The organism is Christiangramia sp. OXR-203 (assembly GCF_034372165.1).
In the GTDB taxonomy this organism is placed as follows: Bacteria; Bacteroidota; Bacteroidia; order Flavobacteriales; family Flavobacteriaceae; genus Christiangramia.
The window spans coordinates 2,473,872-2,497,459 of the sequence record NZ_CP139698.1; the positions used below are offsets into that span (position 1 = coordinate 2,473,872).

The window sequence follows — 23,588 nt, forward strand, 5'->3', positions numbered from 1 at the left end:
CCTGGAAAGAGCTCAACCGAATCTGTGGATAATACCAGCAAGAAAAAGAATAGAAAAAAGCCAAATTGGATCAAACGCATTCTAATTGCATTAGGTCTGCTATTTATTGCGCCAATATTTCTATTTACATTGGGATGGTTTAGTCGGGACCTTTTGATCGATGAACTTCAAATATGGTATGAAGCGAATAGTAACGGGACTCTGGAAATTGGAGAAGTAAACGCAAATTTTATCACTGGTTTTCCAAATGTTGGTTTTAGTATAGAAGATGTCAAACAAAGTAGTTTCGATACCATTCTGGATAAGAGAACCATCATAAAGCTGGCTCGAGTAGATGTGAATATTGCCGCAAAAGACCTGATGCGGGGAAATATTCAGTTTCGTAATATCAAGATTAGAGATGCGAGAGTTCATACCCAAGTTCTTACGCAAAAGAATCTGCAGGAGTATATAGAACTAAAGCTAAAAAAGCAGCTCGAACAGAACAGCGGATTTGATCTTCCCTCCTGGGTTCATCCTGAAAAAATCAATTTTCAACTGCAGAACGTTCACTTAATAGCTGAAAATAAGATCCTTCATAAGTATTTTGATCTTGTTGCAGAAAACGTCTCCGGCCAGGTTAGATCCGGTGACGAAATCATCAGTGGAAATATTAACTACGAGGTTTTAATCAACGATCTTGGATTCAATACGCGAAAAGGCAGTTTTATCAATGGAGCCCTGGCAACGGGAAGTCCTGAATTTGAACTGAAAAAATCTAATTATACACTAAGTATACCAGCTTTTAATCTTCAATTGGATGATCAAAATTTTGAAACGGAAGCTCGATTCGTTTTTAATAAACTTACAGAATACGAATTCAGTCTAAAAAATGAGCTAACAGATTTCAAGAAAATCCAGCAGTTCCTGGCAGATTCCCTGGCCGCTAAGGTAAAACCATACCAGCTACAGGATCCCATCGCTACCAATTTGAAACTAAAAGGAAAATTTGCATACGGGAACGTTCCATTCATTCATGTCGACTTCAGCACAAATAATAACAAACTTCAACTATTCGAAGAACTTGAACTGGAAAATGTAGAATCACACGGAATTCTCACTAATAACCTAAATTCGGTAGACTCCTTCGCAGAACAACCCGGGAAGCGAGATATTAAGCTTTATTTCAAGGATTTTTCAGCGAATCTGGATGATATACAGGTAAGTGCTCAGGACAGTTATTACCAGTCTACGGCAAACTTAAGAAACCAGGTTAAGGCCAATGTACAGGTCAAGGGTTCAAATGAAACCATGGCCACGGCTCTTGATCATGAGAATTTCAGTTTTAAGGGCGGACAGTTTTCTCTGGATGCTACAATAGATGGCAATATCGATGATCCTTATATGATCCTTAATGCTGCCAATGGTACATTTACTATGGGAAATACTCGGGTAGCTTTAAAGGAAAATAATGTACAGTTACCACTCAAGCGACTTGATCTAAAACTGGATCATAATAATTCCACTGTTCAACAATTACAGATCGACCTACCCAATGGGGAAAGTTTGAATTTTCAGGGTACTGTAAAGAATGTTTCCGCATTAATGGCTTCGAGCCCTTCTGCGCCTGCAGAGGCCAGTCTTATTTTGAACTCCGAAGCACTCAATCTTGATGACCTCATTAATACAGCAACTAAATTCACTTCAGAAAATGATAGTAATCAGGATAATTTAAAGACACTGCACCAGACACTCGCTGCGATCTATAAAAAATTTCGACCTGGCTTTCAGCTCAATATCAATTCTGTGATCTACCAGGATAACTTATTTCAAAATTTGAATGCCCGAGTACATTTGAAGAGTTCTGAAGTTATCCAGTTCGATCAACTTCAGTTCGATTACCAGGATGCCGAAACTTTACTTTCAGGAAGTGTTCGCGTTCCAGAAGTCAAAGAGAATAATCGCGAGCCTATTTTCATAAATGTAACCGCAGATTCGAAAGGCTCAATTAGAGTTTTTCAGGATCTTTTCAATATCAAATTGGTTTCTTTGCGCAAGGGTGATTATGCTTTTCAAGGTAAATTTACGGGTAATGTTCAGTATTTCGATCAGTTATTGAGAAACGCTGAAGGGGATCTCCAATTATCTGGTACAGAATTTTACTATCCTGAGGCCGAACTGAAATTTGCCATGGACACTCTGCATGTAGGAATTGAGAAAAGCAATATTCAGATCGACCGATTTGCATTGGAAACTATAGGTCATCACCCCATTTATCTACAGAGTAAGATAACAGATTTCGCTTCATTTCTATTGGAGGAGGATTCTGAAACCGGAAGTATTGCTGTAAAACTGGATGCAGATTATATCAATATTGACCAGTGGCTGGAATCCATTGCTGAAATGGAGCGAGACAGTTTGAAGGATATCAACAAGAATACACATGTTTCAAACATATTTCAGGATATCTATAAATTTCATCCAAAGATCCAGATTGAGTTGGACTCAGTAAAATTCAATGATCTTATTTCTGAAAATCTTAAAGCTATCGTGAATTTCGAGAATGACTCAATCCTCAAGCTTGATGAACTTAATCTGAATTTTAAAGAGACACGCGCCAATATTCAGGGCGCTATCACTGCAAGGGAGCCGGTCATTAATACTGAAAATGAAAATCCTTTTGACTTCCAGTTTTCCCTGGCTATGCAGGGGAAATCGAAAAATCTTAACGAGCTTCTTAATACTGTAAACTTTGAACTAAGTTCTGGTGATTTTGAGTTTACGGGAAGTTACCAGGGCCGGGCACAGGACCTTAATATTCTTAATTCTAATGCTGAAGGAGATCTTAAACTTGGTGCGACACTGGTCAGGATCAATGAAACAGATCTTGAAATTCCTGTAGATAGTTTGCATTTGATCATTAAAAATGATCTTGCAACTCTTGATCGACTCGATGTAGATCTTCCCGGTAAAAGTTCGATCGATATCACAGGTACTATCGATCATTTTTCGAATTTTATTAATGATGAACAGTCGGAACTTGCCCATACTTCTAATTTCATGATTAGATCGCCATACCTGGATAATAAGGATATTGCTGAATTTATAGGTTCTGATTCCTCAAAGAGAAAAAAGAAGAATAAATCTGAATTTAAGGTCACTAATCTCAAAGAAATTCTAAGAAATATTAATGATTCATACTTTCCAACTGCCATTGTCGCCCTGGACAGTGTTATACTTGAAGGGCTGGAGGTTTCAGATTTTAATGCCAAATTGAGTTTTGATACTGAAGGCAATTTTAAACTGAACAATACAGATTTTAGTTACCACCAGGGATCAATTGATGTTGATCTGTTGGCCAGTGTGGATACTTCGGAAGAGCTTCCAGTACATTTGAAGACAGAGATCAAAGCTATAGATATTCAGAAGCTAATAGCAGATCTTGATTATTTGAATATCGAAGAATTACGTGCTGCCGAAAAAATTGCAGGCATACTTGATCTAAAAATTGATGCCAGAACCAGGTTATTGTCCGACGGAAATATAGATATCAACTCACTAAACGGCACCATAGTTTTTGATCTGCAAGATCTGGAACTTTACGATTTTAAACCCGTTCTGGAGTCGGTAGTTCTAATGAAAGAAGAACGTTTTGAAAACTTAAGGTTCAGACCAATAACTCAAACTTTCAGAATTGAAAACGGTGTAGTAAAAGTTCCAAGAACACAAATACAATCTTCAGCTTTGCAATTGTATGCTGAAGGAGAATTCAAGTTGAACGAATATTTTGATATCTGGCTTTCCCTACCCTGGAAAAATTTAAAGTCAAATGACGGAATTCAATTACCTGAAAAGGAAACCTATCAGGAAGCAGGAGCTAAGTTTTACCTTCATCTAATTCAGAATAAAGAAAGCAACGAAGAAAAGGAACGAAAGCTGAGAACACGTTTTCGATTGTGGAATCGCGAATTAAAAAACAATTAGTGTTTGATAAGATTATACTTTTCAACTTAGCCTTCCTATTCGCGTCCTATCAATTACTGTTCTCAGCTTTCTTAATAATAGACATTCTTTCGTACCAGGCAATGATGAATGTTTCAACGATACCGTATTCTTGTAAAGCCAAAAATCTTTAGTTACCCTTTACATATTTGTTGGTTCTTCCATCTTCAATTTTTCCGCTCCAATTTAAACCGTAACCAAAATCATATATATTACCAGCTGAATCTTTATATGGAATCATATCGTAGGGAACATCCTCTTTTTGTTCCTCTACGGTTTTCATGCTTGCAGGCATCTGCACTGGAAGTAGTCCCGAAGGTTCATTCTTACCAGATATTATATCCAGAACAGCCTGTGTTGATACTCCAAAATTTAGAACGATACCTTCCACCTGCTTTTCAAATTCAGAAAATATCATAGGTTTATCTGCTGTCACAGAGACTATTACTGGCTTGTCACCCATAATCATTCTAGTATCCTGAATTGTTCTTAAATCCATAATATTAGATGCTGTACTGGTCTTTCCTTTATAAGAACGGTTCTTGACCTCCGGATCTATGACTGGATCTCCAGCTGCAATACTCTGCTCTCGAGCATTGGTAGCGGTATATGTTTCGTACTGCAAGGAAATTGGCACATATCCGTTGCCACCCTGCTTCCTGTCCTCTCTACTGTAGCCTGCTTCCTTCGTCTGCGGACTTCTTACAAAAACTATAGCAAAATCTGCCTTTCTCGCATCATCAGTTAAATTATAGTATTTCTTGACAAGGCTTGTATCAACAGGATATTCAAAACTGGCAGGAGTGGCATTACCAAACCAGCCTGTTTCCAATGGCGTATAAATCTTCGGAATATAAACTGTAGATTTTTCCTTTCTCGGAAGGATCTGATTTTTATTTTTATGCAAAACAATAGACTTTAACTGTGCATCGTATCCTTGCTTCATAAATTCAGGGCTGCCCACGATAGTTTTTGTTTGCGTCAATTGGACATATGGATTTTCAAACAAACCTACTCTTAATATATTCTTCAGCAAACGAACAGCAGAACGCTCAAATCTTTTGCGCATATAGTCTTCCCCAAATTCTTTAACTCCCATACGATATGCGGCCAATACAGGGGCTTTATCATTATTTCCTCCAAATTGATCAACTCCTGCCTTGATCGCTTTGTAATGCCTTTCTTCAACAGAAAGACCTTCCACGCCCCATGGTTTTCCTGCAAACGTATCTGGCATCGGTCCTTCATCATCGGTAATTCCCCAATCTGTACAAACCACTCCGTCATAGCCATATGTATCGCGTAGCAAGTCTGAAATTAGATATTTACTGAACCCATTTCCAACATTTTCATTGTACACATCGTCTATATCATAGCTAATTGTGTAATAAGGCATGATCGCCGAAGCCTTTCCAGTTCCTCCTTCCAGTTTAAACGCACCTTCCGTGAAGGGTTTAAGATGATCCTGAATATTATTTCCTGGATAAACGGCAAATTTTCCATTGGCCCAGTGCCCATCACGTCCACCTTCCTCGGGACCACCTCCAGGCCAGTGTTTTACCATTGCATTTACACTTTCAAAGCCCCAACCATTACTGATGACAGAAGCTTCACTGGAAGTTTGGAAACCTTCAATGTATGCTTTACCCATATCCTTTACCAGCTCCGGAGATTCACTAAAGACATACGTGGTTCGATACCATCGGGGCTCTGTGCCAAGATCTACTTGAGGCGACAAAGCTGTAGTAATACCCAGTGCCCGGTATTCCTGAGAAGCGATATTCCCAAATTGTTTTACTATATCTGGATCAAATGTTGCTCCCATTGCCAAACCATCTGGCCATAAAGATATTTGTCCTCCAGCTCCGGCATTGAATTCTGAAGTTACATTAGCCGTATTGCGCGGATCTGAGCTATTATTTACGGGTATTCCAAATCCAATTCCTTCTACAAGTGCCTGAACATTATTATTCCATTTAGCAGAGACTTCCGGAGATTGTACCGAGGTAATCAAAATATGCCTTAGATGATCCTCCTTTAAAAATTTTAGTTGCTGATCGGAAATATCTGAAGCCTTCATTCCGCTTTCAGAAATTGGTTTTCCATTATAAGTACCGGCTCCAAAACCATAAGGTCTTGCGGGTATGCTTTGATGATCACTATAAAGCATAAGACCGGCGATTTGTTCTACAGACATTCTTGAAGCAAGATCTTTCGCTCTTTCAGCTACCGAATTTCGCCAATCTTCATAAGGATCTAATTTACCGTTCCTGTTAAGATCCTTAAAAAATTCTCCATCTACTTCAAGAATCTTTATTCCTGAGCTTTGACTATATCCCAGGGTCATTCCATTACTATTTGTTAGTATTTTGACCTCTTGAGCGAGGCAAAGCTGTACTCCTAAAATCAGGCATAAGGAGAGAAGAGATCTGTTGTACATTCTATAATTGGTATATGTAAATATTACATGCAATATAATAATATCCTATAATTCCATTTTAACTCTCAAACCGGATCTCAAAAAGCTCGAAGTCATATGAAGATAGATGCTTTGATTTGCTATACCCTAAGCTGTGGACTGTATTAAGATATAATCTAAAGCTTAGTTTTTAGTACATACCTGTATACGAAATTGTTCAGGATTCTATATGAAAATACAGTTTAAGACGTAGGAGTCAGAAATTTAAATACCTATTAAGAGAAAGCGCTAAAACATTACCTATCAATTAAATTCCCGCTGAAAGGGGGGAATATTTTGCTTATGATCTAACCCTGAGTAAAGATGAGTGCGGAGTATCCTGGAATCTCAAAAGTTCCCATGTTCGCTTCTTCTAAATTCTCTGCATGAATTTCCGGGTCGTGGACTTCCATTTCTGAAAAATCATCATCATACTCTTTAGCCACTGTATTTAAACGCAGTTTCCAGTTAGATTGTTCCGCTAGACTCAGGTTGTACTCAGTATAATCTGTATTACTGAAGTTTATAACTATTAGAACTTTGGAATTCTCTTCGCCACGATGATATGCCAGAACTTTAGAATCGTTATTTAAGTGTATGATTTCGATAGCCTGTTGTCGTAGACCATCGTAGCCTTCAATTTCACCAGTTCTTAATTTAATAAGATCACTAACCAATCTGGAGATTCCCTTGTGTCTTTCTAATTTCTCCCAGTTAAGCTCCACAGTATCCTGGAAATAAGAATCTTCCATAAATTCCTGACCCTGAAAAAGCATGGGAATTCCTGGAGCAGTAAGCGTAAGTACAATCCCTAGCAGCGCTCGTTTTTTAGCGTAAGCACTTTCGGCATCACCGGGCTGAACCTCTTCAGGCACCCTTGCTTTTCCATTAGCGACTTCATCATGAGATTCAGTATATATGACCCTCTTAAAAGCATCATTGCTTTGCACGAACTGCAATGCACCAGCGATCTTTTCCAGATCCCTGCTATCATCATGCGTATCTGTGAGGACTTCACGAACGGGATGCACGAAATTCATATCCCATTGGGAACCATAACCAATGCCTCCATTTTCGATAGTATCGGTTACCATATCATGACCTTTAAGATCTTCAGCAATAGTAATAATATGAGGATATTTTTCCTGAATCTCATTGATCTCACGCATCATTTGGTTTCCTTCTTCAATAGCAGTGTCCTCACCCAGTCCCCCACCTTCAAAACGAATATAAGAGGTAGCATCCATGCGCAATCCATCACAACGATATTTCTCTATCCACATGAGGGCATTGTCTCTTAAATACTGTCTAACCTCTTCCCTACCATAGTCAGGACGGGTGTCACCCCAGGGAGTTTTGCTTCGATGGTCGTTATAGAAATAAATACCACCTTTATCAATCTGCGACCAGCCATCAAATTGCCAGAGATCCATATCTGAAGGGCCAAAATGGTTGTAGACAACATCCATGATCACTCCAATTCCACGTTGGTGAGCAGCTTTTACCAGATTTGCCAGTCCGTTTGGACCACCATAATCCTGTTCTATGGCGAATGGATGCGCCGGGTTGTAACCCCAGGATTCCCCACCAGGGAACTCAGCTACCGGAAGCAGTTCTATACAATTGATCCCCAGATCTTTCAAATAATCCAGCTTCTCAATAACATCTTCAAATGTCCCTACCATATCTGCCGATTTCCTGTTGAAAGTACCTACGTGCAGTTCATAGATTACTAATTGATTGAAAGAGGGCAACTGGTATTGATCATCACCAAAATCAAAGTTAAGATCACGAATTACAGAATTACCATCGCTATTAGTGAGTTCAAACGCGTAAGGGTCGTTGCGGTAAAAGGTTTCACCATTATTATGGATGACGTATTTATATTCATCACCTTGCTTTGCTTTATCGGTCGTACCAGCCCAGTAACCGTTTTCTTCATGTTCAAGTTCGAGGTCATGGTCGTTCCATTCATTGAAAGTTCCCGTGACGAATATTTTCTCGGCATTTGGTGCCCAAACACGAAAGGTGGTAAGCCCTTCATTTATGATACAGCCCATTCCCGGCGAGCGTTTTATGATAGTTTCCATATTAGTTATTGAAAATTAGATCCTTAATTGAAGTTCTTTAAACAAGAGGTAAAAGTAACTTCAGATCTTATTACAAAACGTTAATTATCATTACATTAACTTGTACTTCAGCTGATGCCAATTCTCTTTACCTTTTCTACTTCGGAAGAATTTAGCTTCAGAAATAATCCTGGACATGGGAACATCAATTAATTCTGAATATTGCATATATTAAAAGCTGAAACATTTAAAATTCAGTAGTGATCCAACAGAAAGAGCAGTATTATATCCTATCCAAAAAATGGAGCCTGGATCCAAATCAATGGTCGATGCTTATGGATGGCACGGCAGTTTTATTGACCTTGTTTGGCCTTATCATCGCATTCTGGCTCTACAAGGTTCAATGAGCAGATAAGGCCACAGATGCACATCGTTTCTTCAAATCATCCTTACCCGGATTAAAATCTTCTATACATCATGCGATCGCAGATCTACGGGAGTTTCGAGAATCACTGGATCTGGACAAAGTGGTCGACCCTGTCCTTTCTGTTTCTCTGAATGACAAATTTCTGGAGAAAGTGAATCTGGTCGCTTTAAATCGCTATTATGCGAAAAATGAATCGGCGAATCTCGAAAACTTCAATCAGTTGCTGGTTGATTCAAATTTCTTTGGAGATTACCGTGACTATATCACTAACCAGATCAAATATTTTAGAACTGTATACCTGGAAAGAGCTGATGATAATTCTGGAAATATTCTAAGGATGAAAGAAAAGATAAGAACGGTGCTGGACAAGGATATTTCCAGATTCGAAGACATACTTGAGAATATTAATCTTCTACTTAAGGATAGTTCGAAATAGGTATTTACTGGGAGATCGAAGAATTGTAGATAAATTACATTTCTGTTGTATCTCAAGGATATCCATTGTTTTGCTAATTTCATATTTAGGTTTTTGAAAAATTATAAATGATTTATGATATTGAAAACTTCATTTTCGAGGGCTTTTGGTAATTTCATTCAAATCAAAAAAATCTCGTTATGAAAAAGATATTAATGGTGGTGACATCTCACAAGGCATTGGAAAATACAGACAGCACCACTGGCTTATGGATTGGAGAATTTACAGATCCATATTATGTTTTTAAAGATGAAGGTTATTCTATAGAGATCGCCAGTCCTATGGGTGGCAAGCCACCTATTGATCCAATGAGCGAGCTAACCGAACATATCACAAGTTCCAATCGAAGATTTCAAGACGACGAAGTGGCTCAAAATGCATTAAATAATACAAAACTTCTCTCAGAAGTTTCAGCAGAAACTTATGATGCTTTATTCTTTCCTGGCGGGCACGGACCCATGTTCGATCTTGCCTCAAATCATGATAGCGGGAAATTGATCCTAGAGTTTATTGAAAGTAACAAACCGGTAGCTTCAGTTTGTCATGGACCCGCGGCACTAATCAAAGCTGCTGAAATTGAACCTGACTTACTGAAAGGAAAGAGAGTGACCGGCTATTCGAATCTCGAAGAAAAAATGTCTCTTAAAATGGACAATATCCCTTATACACTCGAAAACCGACTAAAAGAACTGGGAGGAGAATATCATACTGCTAGCGCTCCTTTCCTTTCACATGTAGAAGTTGATGGTTTATTGATAACTGGACAGAATCCATTGTCTGCAGAACCAACTGCAAAGGCTCTAGTAGATTTCTGGAATAATTGATCCTTAAATATATAATTTAACCGATATATAAAGTGAAAACCCTGATTTGGAAATCAGGGTTTTCACTTTAAAGATGTGTATAATAAAGCAATACATAAATACTGGATGTTATATCAGAACATAACCCTTGCATTTGTTAATTTCATTATAAGCTGTATTATTTCAGCAGAACAAATGAGTATTTTTCGGATAAAAACCTTCAGTGAGCATTGAATCTATCTCTAAAATTGTTACGGAGCTAAAAGCTTTTAACCACCAAATTCCATCGGTATCGCCAGAAATTGAGTTAAGTGTTTGTATACCTGCCAGGAACGAAGCCCAAACGATCTGGAAAACCTTAACGGCTTTGGCTAATCAGCTTTCTGGGGATAAAGCCGTTTCTACCCAGCTATATGAAGTTCTGGTTTTATGCAATCATTGCGATGATCATACTGTAGAACTTTGCAAACTTTTTCAGGAACTCAATCCAGCATTTCCGTTTTATTATTATATAACAACTAATCCAGTGATCAATAATGTTGGTGCTGCAAGGAGAGTTTTAATGGATCTTGCCAGCGAAAGACTTAAAGATACTGGTTTTATCATCATGACAGATGCTGATACCATTGCTGATAAGAACTGGCTTGAATCATTTTTGAAACTTCAAAGCGAACCAATAGACCTGGTATGCGGACAGATCACACCAGACATGAAAGGTTTAAATGCTGAAGCAAAGAAGAATCTATTTGAAAACAGGCATTACCTTGACCTGGTAAGCAGACTGGAGAGTGAAATATACCCGCAGCAATCTGATCCCTGGCCGAGGCACTCACATAATTCAGGACCCAACATGGCGATACGAAATTCAGTTTATAAAAATATAGGAGGTATTCCACCTATCGCCTGTCTGGAAGATATCGCATTGTATCAAAAAGTTATAAGCTCTGGTTATGCAATTAAACATGCGATGGAGCCTAAGGTTACAACTTCCTGCCGTAGCTCATCCAGAGTTCAGGGAGGTTTTGGTTCCCAGATCCAGAACTGGTCGGCTTCTAAAACTGAAAATGTTGAAGGCTACGATAAACTTAGAGAACGCTTCACTGCTTTTGATGAAATAGAACAATATTATTCTCAGACTTCTGAAGAACTTCGGAATTCCATCGGTCACCGTCTGAAAATTCAGAAACAAATGCTGCTATCGCTAATTGAAAACCACGATAGTAGTAATTCCCTGGTCATTTACCTGGAAAAATTTTTGAAGGATCATGCTCCATGGAATGCCGCCCATCCTGATATTAGTATTACTGAAGCTATTGAAGAGCTAGAAAATCACTTTTCAGTCTTTTCCCAGACTTCCAAAATATACAGCTCAGCTCGCTCAGAATTAAGCAGTTTAAAACGATTCGAGTAATTTTTTCTGAAATTATCATGAACCTGTTGTCCCGTAAGTGGATATGATCTCACATATGCCGTCCAGTGCACCATGACCAACATTCCACCTGGCTGCAAAGAGTTCGTAATATCTTTAAATATTTTACCTAAACTATTCAGATCAAAATAATAACCTACTTCAGAAAAAAAGATAGCGTCATAATTACTTCCTGGCAGACCATTACTAATATCCCAATGCACGAACTTACATTGCGAAAACGAAGCACACCTTTTTATAGCCGACTTTAAGGCTTCCTGACTAAGATCAACAGCAAGTAGATTCTTGCATTTTGGCGCTAGTAATTTGGTGAAAACTCCGTTGGAACATCCAATTTCCAGAGCATTCTCGAATGACTTTCCTGAGACCGAAGCAATAGTTTTATGGTATTTTTCCTGCTCGTAACTACTAGTTTCAAAATCCCATGGATCGTCATTGTTTGCATACAATTTCTCGAAGTAGGTTTCACTAACTGCAGGTTTAGATTCGGTTGGAAAAAAGATATATTCATAATGCCCCATAAAAGGCTGCATAAGATTTTCAGTAAGAATAAAACCTTCAGGATCATCATCGATCAAATTTGTCGTCTGACTTATATGAGCCAGGATCGCGGCTTTTTTAATTTCTTTTACGGAATCTATCTGTAATCTGAAAGCCAGAACTTCATCTTCGGTGGGCCAGTCGGCAGGTTCTCCCTTTTTCCAGAGCCAGACAGGATATTCAGCAATAGTGATTGCCATTTTCTCTGCTGCTTTGTCTACCAGGCTGTAAGCAGAAATATGATCAATATGATGGTCTCTACGCCAGGGTGCAAAAATAGTGTCCGGTTCCTTCTGCTGAAATAATTGTTTTAATTCATTGATGACCGGATCGTCTTTTCTAAACTTTTCAGCTAATTTCCCATCACCAGCATTTAGAAATATGAGATTTTCTTCCTTTACCCCTAAAATTTTACAGGCATTGATCGCTTCAGACTTTCGCAATTTCCCCAAGTCTTCTGGTGAAAATTTAATGGAATTGGGATGTGAAGCATCTCCATTGGTAAGAAAAAACACATATACCTCTGCATTCTGAGCAGTTAAATAAGCGATCAATCCTCCGCATCCGAGACTTTCATCATCGGGATGTGGAGCCACAATGATCACTTTTCCCAGGTCTCTATGGAGTCCTTCGATATTTAAAAATGGGGCTTGTTCTACGTGTTCCCTGGTGTTTTTCATCTCTTATAATGATCAAAAGTATAGGCTCCTACATTTTTGAGTGCAAGATCTGGTCCTGGTTGTTTAAGATATACTTTGAGATCCCTGTACACCTGCTCCATAGGATGATTTTCCATAAAACCCTGGACGCCAATTGAACGTTCGGTTAGCTGTAAGATTTCTTCGGAAATATTTAAAATTGCGCTGCGCATCATATCTGCAAAATTCACAATTTCAGCTGAAGTATAATCTTGCTGATTATCATCTATTTCCTGTGCTTTTTTTAACCAGAATTTCCCAGTTTCGACCAGTATCGCCATAGTACCCATACGCTGCTGTTGGTACGGATCGTTAGATTTGTTTTGTGTATTCAGGTGATCGATCGCGGAATGCAGCAAAGCCTCTGCCCCGCCGAGTTGAACCGCTGCAAAACGCATGGCGCCACCCGAAAACCACGGCTGTTCCTGGTAAGCATCTAATTTACCTAGCTTAAGTTCGCTTGACACTTCTATCCCCGAAAAATCGATTCGACAACTTACCGAGTTTTTCATTCCCGTGGGATTCCACAAGGACCAATCTTCGGTTAGTTTCGGGTATTCCTTAAGCGGAAGAATCAACATCTGTTTAGCTCCATCAACTTCAGCGGTTATAATTGCATGATCAATTTGTAGTCCTCCTGAACAAAAGGTTTTTGCTCCATTAAGCTCAAGCTTATCTGCAATTACGTGTGCCCTAAGGGCTTCAGAACTTATTTCTGTATTCCATACGCTAAATAATTTTCCAATTTTAGCCTTTTGGAAAAAATACTCTTTTTGCGACTCAGACCCATGATCCTTGATAAGCTTGATGGCGTTTAAATGACCTTCATAAATTCGCCCTACAGATAGATTGCATTTGCCAATCTTAAATAGAGTTTCGTAAACAGGGATGCGTTGAGCTTGTTCACGAAATCTATCCGGAAGATTGATTTGAAGCAATGATTGTTCATGGAGTAATTGCATTGCAATCGCTGGAAAATGTCGTGAATCTTCTGGGATCTTTCGACAACATGAATTAATATCTGCAAAATTGGGCATGCCTATTTTTTAAATAAAAATAAAATGTCCCATCAACTCCCTTGTTAATATCATACTAAATTATCATCCGCACTTGAAAATATATTGTCGCGTGTATACCTGAAGCTGAAGAATTATCGGTAAATATTTATAATTATATCAAATTAAATATCTAATGTTCACTTGATTAAAAAAGCGCCTTCGGAATAATCAGGTTTAACCGAATCATATTCATCGCCAATTGATGCTACGAAAAATACAGGAAGAAGTCCGCATCCCGGAAAAATCTTCTATTTTCGCACATTAACCTAAAAATTTCAAAAATGAAAGATCTAGTTGAAAACATTCAATCAACATTTGAAACATTCCAGACAGAAGCCAATACTCAATTAGAGAGTGGTAATAAAAGTGCTGGAACCAGAGCCAGAAAAGCATCTTTAGAATTAGAAAAACTTCTAAAAGAATTTCGTAAAGTATCTGTTGCAGAATCAAAAAAGTAAACTAAAACCTCCTTTAAAGGAGGTTTTTTTATTATACAGAAGCTACAACTCACCTTCAAGTCATTAAAGTACGATTCTACGTAAACTGACCAGGAGCAATTCTGTCAAAAAGCCTTAATTCAAATGTATTCATTCACTTGATCCCTAACTAGCGTCTACCCCAAAATGTCATTCATATTCTAGTTTCTTCAAGGAACGCTATGTGTTTAAGTCTTACTGCTATAAATTCCAGGAGCCAAATCGAATTGATTCAGTAAACTAAACACTGGAAGAATTATCTATACAAAGTATATATGTAGTGAGAATTCGCAAGTTTGGAGTTGTAGTTTAAGGCAACAAGCTTATTCACTCGTATATTTTAGCTAAATCGTACACTCTAGCTAAAACCAATCACCATTTCTAAATCACAAGGATAGAAATTCAAGAAATAATCCTCAATTGTAAAATTACTTAAGGGTTAACTTCTAAATCAATGATGCTGAAATTTCAATGGTAATACTACATAAAAGAAAAACCCCATTATCTTAAAGATAACGGGGTTTTATGCGGAGAAAGAGGAACTAACCAAATCTCATTTTAAGCCTATTTTCAACGCTTAAAAGCCTTTTCAAATTTTACTGACACCGAATTAGCCCCTTTTTAACAAAAAGTTGGGAGTTTTGAGGAAGTTTTTCGGATTGGCACTTCAAATTCGTATAAATGAATTCAAATTATATTTTTAAAAAAAAGCGTTTATAGTAAACTTATGAGATAATTACCAAAAATCGGTGTTTTTCTCTAAAGTTTACTAAGATTCAATCTTTCCTCTTTCATATGATAAAGCATAAAATTACTATTCTTCAAAATAAAGTATTTAGTATTATAATGGTAAATATTGAATAAAAAACATACATTTAACCATTATATTGGTACAATATGCTAAGCGTAACTACAATAAAAGATGTGAAACTCAAGATTGGTGAGGCGTGCAAGGCACTTCGTAAATCGAATGGGCTCTCTAGAGACGAACTTGCGGAAGTGCTTGATGTCTCAAGTACTACCATTCAAAACATCGAGAAGGGTAAAAATGCCACGCTTGATAATGTTTTAAAAGTAGCAAACCATTTTGGATTATTACAATCTATAGCTAAAGAAATAGATAAAAATATTGTTGATCAAAACGACATTTCACTGTATTAATAGATGGCTAGAGATAAAATTATAGATGTAATTGCTTTTGACCAGGAAATTGGTAAACTAGGCTATGATATAGACCAGGGTAAATCTTTTTTTCAATACAATCCTGAATTTTTAGAGTCTGGGAAATATTCAAAGTTATTCCCATTTATTTTTAAACGCACCAAACCAGCACAAGTATTTACTGAATACCAACAAGATACCTTTCAAGGCTTACCGCCAATGATAGCCGATTCCCTACCCGATACTTTTGGTAATATCATATTTCAAGAATGGTTAACAGCACGGGGAATAAAAAAAATAAAGCCGCTAGAACAATTGGCTTATGTGGCAGATCGTGGTATGGGAGCGTTGGAATATAAACCGATTAAAGAATTACCCAATTCACCAAAAGTAAATATTGATAAAGTAATTAACATCTTAGAAAAGGTGCTCAAACTCAAAGATGAGACCACAGGAAAAGATCTAAGTGAATTATCCTTACTGAATGTGTTTAAAATAGGAACTTCAGCGGGTGGTGCCAGGCCTAAAATTTTGATCTCAGAACATAGAGAAACGGGAGAAATCATTGCTGGTGATAGAGAGACGAGCGAGAGCTACCACCATTATTTAGTAAAGCTACATCTTGATGATAGTGATGGCTATAACAAAGAGAAGGTAGAATATGCTTATTATCTGCTAGCACAAGAAGCGGGGATCGATATGATGTCCTCTAAACTCATCGAAAACAAACACTTTGCAACCCTACGTTACGACAGGCAAAATGGAGAAAAACAACATGTGCTAACCGTAACCGGATTAACAGGCTGGGATTTTAAAAGTCAACCAGAGAATTCTTCTTATGAAAACGTATTCAAAGTAGCCTTAGGGCTAGAAGTGCCTCATAAAGATATACAGCAGCTGTTCAAGCGTATGGTATTCAATCTTGTATTTAGAAATGTAGATGATCATTTAAAGAATCATAGTTTTATTTATGACAAAGAAAATAATAACTGGAACTTGGCCCCAGCCTATGATCTTACCTATGCACTAAACCCATTAATAACATTTAAGACAACTTCTAGAGCTTTATCCATTAACGGAAAACGAACAGAAATTACTTTAAAGGATGTACTAAGCATTGCCGAAGAATTTTCTATTAAGAATCCTAAAGGCATTATTGAGGAGATTCAGGCATTGATTCCAAGTTGGATGGAGATCGCTGGTGAATTAGAGATATCTGAGAAAATCAAAGATAGAATAAATAAAGATTTAGAAACATTAGTATAAATGGCAACAAAGTTTTTTACGAATAGTGGCGACAATACACTGCTGAATAAATTTGATGGAATTTTTAAGAATACATCTGTACACTATTTTGATGCATTAGTAGGGTATTTTAGATCATCGGGCTATTTTCAAATAAGGAAATATTTGAAGGATGTAGATCAAATAAGAATTCTCGTAGGCATTGACGTTGACCATTTGATCAGCGAAGCAGCAAGAAAGGGATTAGAGTTTAATTTTAACACAGAAGTTACTAGGCAAGAGTTTATTAGAGAATTTAAAGAAGATATTCAACAGGCAGAATATCAAAAAGATGTTGAGGAAGGAATAGTTCAATTCGTTGAGGATGTTACATCTGGTAAAATTCTAATAAAAGCACATCCCGATAAAAACATACACGCAAAAATATACATCTTTAAACCGGAAAATTGGAATGAACACAATAGTGGTTCAGTCATTACGGGCTCTAGTAATTTGAGCGTTTCAGGATTGGATAGAAATTTTGAATTTAATGTTGAGCTACGGGATTATGATGATGTAGTGTTTGCAGGACAGACATTCGAGAACTTATGGAAAGAGGCTATTGATATTCTGCCTTCTGAAATTGAAACTGTTAAGAAAAAAACCTATTTAAATGATACGTTTACACCTTTTGAGCTATACATTAAATTACTTATCGAATATTTTGGAAAAAGCATAGAGTATGATCCTGAATCTATAACTGACCTGCCAAAAGGTTATAAAAAATTAGCTTATCAAATGGATGCTGTGAACGATGGCTATGCAAAATTATTTAAACACGATGGTTTTATTCTTGCTGATGTCGTCGGTTTGGGAAAAACTATAATTGCTACCATTATCGCAAAAAAATATTATTTCAGTAATGGTTACCGAACTAAGATATTGGTGATTCATCCACCAGCACTTGTTAAAGGGTGGACTAAAACTGTAAGAGATTTTGAAGTTCCAGGAGTTGAATTCATTACTAATGGAAGCTTACATAAAATTAAACATCCCGAAGATTATGATTTGATTATTGTTGATGAAGCACACAAGTTTCGATCAGATGAATCGGAAATGTTTAATCAATTGCAAAAGCTTTGTAAAACACCAAGAAAACGTAAAGGCAATGATGGTAGTGATAAGAAAAAAGTCATTTTAGTTACAGCAACTCCATTAAATAATAAGCCTGAAGATATTAGAAACCAGTTGTACCTTTTTCAAGATTCAAAAAAATCTACACTTGAAGTTGGGAATTTGCAGCATTTTTTTAGACCACTTATAGATCAATATAGAAAACTAAAACAAGAGCGAGATCACGATAAAATAGCAAAAGGGGTAAAAAAAATATACAATGAAATCAGAGTAAAAGTATTAGAATCAATTATAGTTAGAAGAACAAGAACTGATATAAAAAACACACCGGAATATTGGGAAGACATTGTTAATCAAGGTGTCGTTTTTCCGAATATTAATCCGCCCAGACAAATACTTTACGAATTAGATAATTATACAGATAATCTTTATGACATTACTTTAAAAACCCTTAAAAAAGAAAGTAAGGATTTAGGTTATTACAGATACCAGGCAATTAAATATTTAAGGCCTGAGGCCAAAGAGGCCTATCAAAAAGCTACTGGTGTAAACCCAAGTCAAGCTGATAGAATTTCAGATCAATTAGCTCATATTATGCGGATTCTTTTAGTTAAACGAATTGATAGTAGCTTTCACGCATTTAAAATGAGTTTGGGTAGGTATTATGACGCAAATAGAGCAATGCTCAAAATGATTAAAAATGGAACTATTTATATAGCACCAAAACTTAATGTTAGTGATTTCATTTTGAATGAGAATGAAGCTGAACTTGAAGAAATTTTAAGGAATGCTGAAGACACTGAAACTATAAATGCATATCCTATAGAGGATTTTTATGAAGAATTTATTCAAGGTATAAAACATGATCATCTGACGTTAACTAAATTGAAAGTTAAGTGGGATGAAGTGACAGAAGATCCAAAGTATAACACATTTGTAAAAAGGATTAATAATGAATTAATGGATTCGGTTATTAACGATAATAAAAAATTACTGGTTTTTTCCGAATCAAAAGAAACAACAAACTATCTTTTTGAAAGGCTGAAAAAAGATGGGTTTAACAATGTCTTATGTGTTGATAGTTCTAACTCAAAAGAATTGACTGAAATAATATCTCAGAACTTTGACGCGAACGAACCTATTTCGGAACAAAAAGATGATTATGATATAATCTTAACTACTGAAGTCTTAGCAGAAGGAGTTAACCTTCACCGCTCTAATATCATTTTAAATTATGATATTCCTTGGAATGCAACGAGGCTAATGCAACGAATAGGACGTGTAAATAGAATAGGAACAGAATCAACTAATATATATATCTACAATTTCTTTCCGACTTCAAGAACCGATAATGAAATAGAGTTAAATAAAAAGGCTTACATAAAGTTACAAGCTTTCCATTCTGCACTAGGAGAAGACAGTCAAATTTACTCAACAAGAGAAGAATTTGATTCTTTTGGTTTATTTGAAAAAGTTCCTGAAGAAGAAAAAGATGAACGCTTAGAGTTTCTTAATTATTTAAGGAAATTTAGAACAGAAAATCCAGATTTGTATCAAAAAATTAAGAAAACTATTCCTAAGAGGGCTAGAACTGGACGACACAATAAAAGTTCCAAAAATCAAACTATTACTTTTATCAAGAATAAAAAAAGAGATGTATTTTATCTTATTTATCCAAATCTTCAATTTAAAGAATTAACTTTTGTTGAAACAGCCCGAATATTTAAAGCACAATTATCTGAAAGACCAATTCCAATACACGGTTTACATCATGAGCAGATTCAAATAGCACTTAATTCTTTTCAAAACGAGGAAAATCTGACAAATTTGGGAGATTTAGGTGCTGTAAAATTAGGTCCTAATGATAAAAGAGCTATAGCATTTATCACAAAACAAGCCTTACAGGAATTTGTTTCTAAAGAAGATAAAGAACTCATAGAATTAACAAAACTGGCTATTAAAAGAGGCAAATTCCAAAAATTACCTCGTGAAATTAATAAGCTTTTAAAAAGTATTAAGGACAGTGGTTTAACGCGTTCTGAAGTTTTTGAAAATCTCATTGAAATTCTTAAATCATATCCCCTAGATGATGTCTCAAAGGAAATACCAGAAATTAAGAAAAGTAAAACACGTCAGGCAGTTTCGACACCGAACATAATTTTATCCGAATCATTTTCAATATAAATATGGAAACAAACCAATTACAAAACATATTCCAGAGTATTTTCAACTACGATGATTGGAAAGAGGTTATAAAAAGCCATTTTAAAAATGTAGATTTTTACCTAACACCAGAAAACAGAAAAGAAGAAAAAAATACTCATAGACTAGCAAAAACCATTATAGAATTTGGTTCTGCTCAATTGGCCGATAATAAAATCTTAAAATTTTATGACGTCGAGCTTGAAGAGAATAAAGACGTTGCAAAAAACAGAGTTGGTCTGCGTAACCTCATTCATAATGACGTAATTCCTGGGGATGTGGATGCAATATTGGTAGTTTTTCATACAAAAGGAGATAGTGAATGGCGATTGACATTTATATCTAAAGCTATTTTTTGGGATGATGATTTTAATGAAAATAAATTAGAAACTAGCCCAAGACGATACACCTATGTTTTAGGTGAAGATGAAAGCGTAAAAACAGCTGTAAAACAGTTTCAGAAATTACAAAATGAGCAAGTAACTATTAAACATTTAATAGAACTTTTTAATGTAGAAAAATTAAATAAAAAGTTTTTTGATGGTTATGTAAAACATTATAAAAAATTCTGGCTTTATCTGTTAGATGATAAATACAGAAAATTATTCCCTAGTATAGATAAAGAGAAGCAAGAAAAATCCATTCGCGATTTTACCAAGAAACTATTAGGGCGAATAGTATTTCTTCATTTTTTACAAAAAAAAGGCTGGATGGGTTGTGATCCACACCCAACTGAATGGGAAAATGGCGAAAAACAGTTTCTATTGAAACTGCTCGATGGTTTTAGAGATAAAGAACACTTCCATTCCAATTGTTTAACCTATTTATTTTTTAATACTCTAAACGCAAAAAGAGAGAATAATATTTTTAAAATTGATGGTCTAGGCAACGATCTTAACAACAGTAAAGTTCCATATTTGAATGGTGGTTTGTTTGAGACGGATAAAGAGGTAAATGCAAAAAGTATAGATTTCCCATTTTCTTATTTTCAAGATTTATTTGAATTCTTTGGGCAATACAATTTTACAATTGATGAAAACAGTCCAGAAGATCACGAGGTTGGTATTGATCCTGAGATGTTAGGACATATTTTTGAGAATTTACTTGAAGAGAATAAAGAAAAAGGTGCATTCTACACACCTAAAGAGATTGTGCAGTATATGACTCAAGAGAGTTTAATACAATACTTACAGACGCATCTGGGTGAACATCATGAAATTCAAGAATTTATTAGAAATGATAATAAAGGAGATGAAACCGCCAAAGAAAATTTTATTAGGGATAATGCTAAAAAAATAGAAGAACTTTTAGATAATGTGAAAATTTGTGATCCTGCGATAGGGTCTGGCGCATTCCCTATGGGTATGTTACAAGAAATATTTAAAGCTAAAATGGCTTTAGACTGGACACTTGATCGTTCTGAAGTGAAAAAGAGTATTATCCAAAATTCAATCTACGGTGTTGATTTAGAATCTGGAGCAGTAGATATTGCGCGTCTTCGGTTTTGGTTAGCCTTAGTTGTGGATGAAAACATACCCCAAGCCCTACCAAATCTAGATTATAAAATAATGCAGGGAAATAGCTTACTGGAAAGCTTTGAAGGTATTGACTTGAGCGAGATACACGAAGGCATAGCTATTGAGGTTGATGAGGAAAATTCAAAAGCCAATTTGTTCAGTCAGGAGCTTAAAAAGAAGGCAAATGTTGAAAATCAGGAAAAATTAGAGGATTTAATACATACCTATTTTGATTTAGATGATCCGGATGAAAAAAAAGAACTACATAATAAAATTGATAAGCAAGTTCTTAATAACATCTATTTCACACTGTATGATTATAGCTCATCCTTAGTAAAAGATGTAAAGAAGTTAAAAAAGAAAATAAAAAATAAATCTTCATCATTAACCCAAGCTACTCAGAAAATTAAATATGAAAACGAAAGCAAGGATGCCAAAAACTTAAAAAAGCTTAATAGTAAACTAGAAGAAATTGCTAGTAAACAACAGAACTTAAAAGAACTTTATAATTCTAACGACCGTCCATTTTTTTTATGGCATTTAATGTTTAAAGAAGTATTCGACGAAGGAGGGTTCGATATCGTAATTGGAAATCCGCCATATGTGGACTCAGAAACAATGGTTAGAAATGACAAGGAATTGAGAAATCTTATCAAAAATAATTTTGATACAGCTACAGGAAACTGGGATTTATTTATTCCATTTGTAGAACTTGGTTTTCAAATTGCTAAAAAAGCTTCCCAGTTTTGCTTCATAATACCTAATAAAATTATCAGTGCAAAATACACTACAGCATTACGCCATTACTTATCTACAAAAGAAATTATAGAAATTAGAGATTACTCTTCAATTAACGTTTTCAAAGAGGCTAGTGTATATCCTATTACTTTACTGGTAAATAATTGTATACCAAATCATACCGTAAAAATGTCAAAAATGGAAACATTAGTAAATGAAGCTTATTTCAATACAGTTCCAGAAAATAAATTTTACTTGGACATTTCTTGGTCAAAATATTTTTTTAAACCCAATATAGTTAATCTTATAAATAGAATTGAAGCAAATACGAGTTTATCAGATTATTCCTCGAAAATATCGATCCTTGGTGCTGCGACGGTGTCTGAAGCATATCTTATTAAAGAGATTGTTGAGGATGGAGAGTCCAATGAAAACAATTTAAAATTGATAAATACTGGAACAATAGACCCATTTGTTTCATTGTGGGGAGTAAAGGATACTCAGTACATAAAAGGTAGATATGAAAACCCTATTGTGCCCAACGAAAAATTAATTGAAATAAATTCAACTCGATTTCAACAATCAAAGCAAAGCAAATTGATTGTAGCTGGAATGGCTAAAACTTTTGAAACTTTTTATGATGCTGAGGGTGAATATTTAGCTGGAAAATCTACCACCATCATATTAGAGGATGAGGAAAATCTAAAATTTTTACTCGGATTATTAAACAGCAAGGTCTTGACCTTCTATTTAAACTATGTATATCATTCTTTAAAAATGGCTGGTGGCTATCTAAATATAGGAAATGAAATCTTGCGAAACTGTCCAGTAATATTGAGTGATGATAAATTTTTAAACATAATAGTAGACTATATAATTTTTTCAAAAAAACTTCAATTGGGCAAAGAAAAGGATTCAAATAAATTTGAGGTTATTTCTCTGGCTTTTGAAGAAGTCTTAGATGCAATAGTTTTAGAAATGTATTTCCCTGAAGAGTTTAATGAGGCTAAAATCAGAATACTTCAAAATTCAAAAGAAATTTTCAAAAATTTTGATAGTTCCGATGAAAATGAAAAATTTGAAGTAGTTCTTCAAGCATATCAAGAATTATCAGAAAAGAAAAATCCCTTGCGTAATCAAATTAAGCTTATGAAGATTGAGTTAAAACAACTATTAAACCCAATTTTAAGCGTTTAAA

At 35.7% G+C, this 23,588-nt stretch carries 14 protein-coding genes; 10 read left to right on the forward strand and 4 right to left on the reverse strand.

Going from position 1 to position 23,588, the window contains the following annotated elements:
- Window positions 1-24 precede the first annotated feature (24 nt).
- Window positions 25-3,963, forward strand: a complete 3,939-nt coding sequence (locus T8I65_RS11465; protein WP_322300737.1) for an AsmA-like C-terminal region-containing protein — start codon at window positions 25-27, stop codon at window positions 3,961-3,963.
- A gap of 148 nt (window positions 3,964-4,111) precedes the next feature.
- Here T8I65_RS11465 and T8I65_RS11470 read toward each other — a convergent pair whose 3' ends face one another.
- Together T8I65_RS11470 and T8I65_RS11475 are read right to left on the reverse strand one after the other, a co-directional pair.
- The gene (locus tag T8I65_RS11470; RefSeq protein ID WP_322300738.1) at window positions 4,112-6,421 is read right to left on the reverse strand and encodes a glycoside hydrolase family 3 protein; all 2,310 of its coding nucleotides are present in this window, start codon (window positions 6,419-6,421) and stop codon (window positions 4,112-4,114) included.
- Between the two features lie 326 nt (window positions 6,422-6,747).
- A complete protein-coding gene (locus T8I65_RS11475) occupies window positions 6,748-8,529 on the reverse strand; it encodes an alpha-amylase family glycosyl hydrolase (protein ID WP_322300739.1) in 1,782 nt (593 codons plus the stop codon).
- Between the two features lie 239 nt (window positions 8,530-8,768).
- On the opposite strand from T8I65_RS11475, the gene T8I65_RS11480 reads away from it, so the two are divergent.
- From T8I65_RS11480 to T8I65_RS11495, 4 genes are all read left to right on the forward strand, one after another.
- Window positions 8,769-8,915 (forward strand): hypothetical protein, encoded by a 147-nt coding sequence (locus tag T8I65_RS11480; protein WP_322300740.1) that lies wholly within the window; start codon window positions 8,769-8,771, stop codon window positions 8,913-8,915.
- Window positions 8,916-9,035: 120 nt separating this feature from the next.
- Window positions 9,036-9,371, forward strand: a complete 336-nt coding sequence (locus tag T8I65_RS11485) for a hypothetical protein (protein WP_322300741.1) — start codon at window positions 9,036-9,038, stop codon at window positions 9,369-9,371.
- A gap of 179 nt (window positions 9,372-9,550) precedes the next feature.
- Window positions 9,551-10,234 (forward strand): type 1 glutamine amidotransferase domain-containing protein, encoded by a 684-nt coding sequence (locus T8I65_RS11490; RefSeq protein ID WP_322300742.1) that lies wholly within the window; start codon window positions 9,551-9,553, stop codon window positions 10,232-10,234.
- Window positions 10,235-10,436: 202 nt separating this feature from the next.
- Complete coding sequence (locus tag T8I65_RS11495; RefSeq protein ID WP_322300743.1) at window positions 10,437-11,624, forward strand: glycosyltransferase family A protein; 1,188 nt, start codon at window positions 10,437-10,439, stop codon at window positions 11,622-11,624.
- On the opposite strand, the gene T8I65_RS11500 is transcribed toward T8I65_RS11495, so the two are convergent.
- Together T8I65_RS11500 and T8I65_RS11505 are read right to left on the reverse strand one after the other, a co-directional pair.
- Window positions 11,543-12,862, reverse strand: a complete 1,320-nt coding sequence (locus tag T8I65_RS11500) for a bifunctional PIG-L family deacetylase/class I SAM-dependent methyltransferase (protein ID WP_322300744.1) — start codon at window positions 12,860-12,862, stop codon at window positions 11,543-11,545. The two genes, T8I65_RS11495 and T8I65_RS11500, sit on opposite strands and share 82 nt — an antisense overlap.
- A complete protein-coding gene (locus tag T8I65_RS11505) occupies window positions 12,859-13,917 on the reverse strand; it encodes an acyl-CoA dehydrogenase family protein (protein ID WP_322300745.1) in 1,059 nt (352 codons plus the stop codon). Before T8I65_RS11505 ends, T8I65_RS11500 begins: the two co-directional genes overlap by 4 nt.
- Window positions 13,918-14,219: 302 nt before the next feature.
- Here T8I65_RS11505 and T8I65_RS11510 point away from each other — a divergent pair, with 302 nt between their 5' ends.
- From T8I65_RS11510 to T8I65_RS11530, 5 genes are all read left to right on the forward strand, one after another.
- Entirely contained in the window at window positions 14,220-14,396 is a 177-nt protein-coding gene (locus T8I65_RS11510; protein ID WP_322300746.1) for a histone H1, read from the forward strand.
- 915 nt (window positions 14,397-15,311) lie between these two features.
- Entirely contained in the window at window positions 15,312-15,575 is a 264-nt protein-coding gene (locus T8I65_RS11515; protein ID WP_322300747.1) for a helix-turn-helix transcriptional regulator, read from the forward strand.
- A gap of 3 nt (window positions 15,576-15,578) precedes the next feature.
- The gene (locus T8I65_RS11520; RefSeq protein WP_322300748.1) at window positions 15,579-16,841 is read left to right on the forward strand and encodes a type II toxin-antitoxin system HipA family toxin; all 1,263 of its coding nucleotides are present in this window, start codon (window positions 15,579-15,581) and stop codon (window positions 16,839-16,841) included.
- Window positions 16,842-20,117, forward strand: a complete 3,276-nt coding sequence (locus T8I65_RS11525; RefSeq protein ID WP_322300749.1) for a helicase-related protein — start codon at window positions 16,842-16,844, stop codon at window positions 20,115-20,117.
- Window positions 20,118-20,119: 2 nt separating this feature from the next.
- Entirely contained in the window at window positions 20,120-23,587 is a 3,468-nt protein-coding gene (locus T8I65_RS11530; protein ID WP_322300750.1) for an Eco57I restriction-modification methylase domain-containing protein, read from the forward strand.
- The last annotated feature ends 1 nt before the right edge of the window (window position 23,588 follow it).

Coding starts and splice junctions, on each gene's coding strand:
- T8I65_RS11490 (WP_322300742.1), top strand. CDS start 9,551: ATGAAAAAGATATTAATGGTGGTGACATCTCACAAGGCATTGGAAAAT.
- T8I65_RS11470 (WP_322300738.1), bottom strand. CDS start 6,421: ATGTACAACAGATCTCTTCTCTCCTTATGCCTGATTTTAGGAGTACAG.
- T8I65_RS11510 (WP_322300746.1), top strand. CDS start 14,220: ATGAAAGATCTAGTTGAAAACATTCAATCAACATTTGAAACATTCCAG.
- T8I65_RS11475 (WP_322300739.1), bottom strand. CDS start 8,529: ATGGAAACTATCATAAAACGCTCGCCGGGAATGGGCTGTATCATAAAT.
- T8I65_RS11515 (WP_322300747.1), top strand. CDS start 15,312: ATGCTAAGCGTAACTACAATAAAAGATGTGAAACTCAAGATTGGTGAG.
- T8I65_RS11525 (WP_322300749.1), top strand. CDS start 16,842: ATGGCAACAAAGTTTTTTACGAATAGTGGCGACAATACACTGCTGAAT.
- T8I65_RS11500 (WP_322300744.1), bottom strand. CDS start 12,862: ATGAAAAACACCAGGGAACACGTAGAACAAGCCCCATTTTTAAATATC.
- T8I65_RS11530 (WP_322300750.1), top strand. CDS start 20,120: ATGGAAACAAACCAATTACAAAACATATTCCAGAGTATTTTCAACTAC.
- T8I65_RS11520 (WP_322300748.1), top strand. CDS start 15,579: ATGGCTAGAGATAAAATTATAGATGTAATTGCTTTTGACCAGGAAATT.
- T8I65_RS11505 (WP_322300745.1), bottom strand. CDS start 13,917: ATGCCCAATTTTGCAGATATTAATTCATGTTGTCGAAAGATCCCAGAA.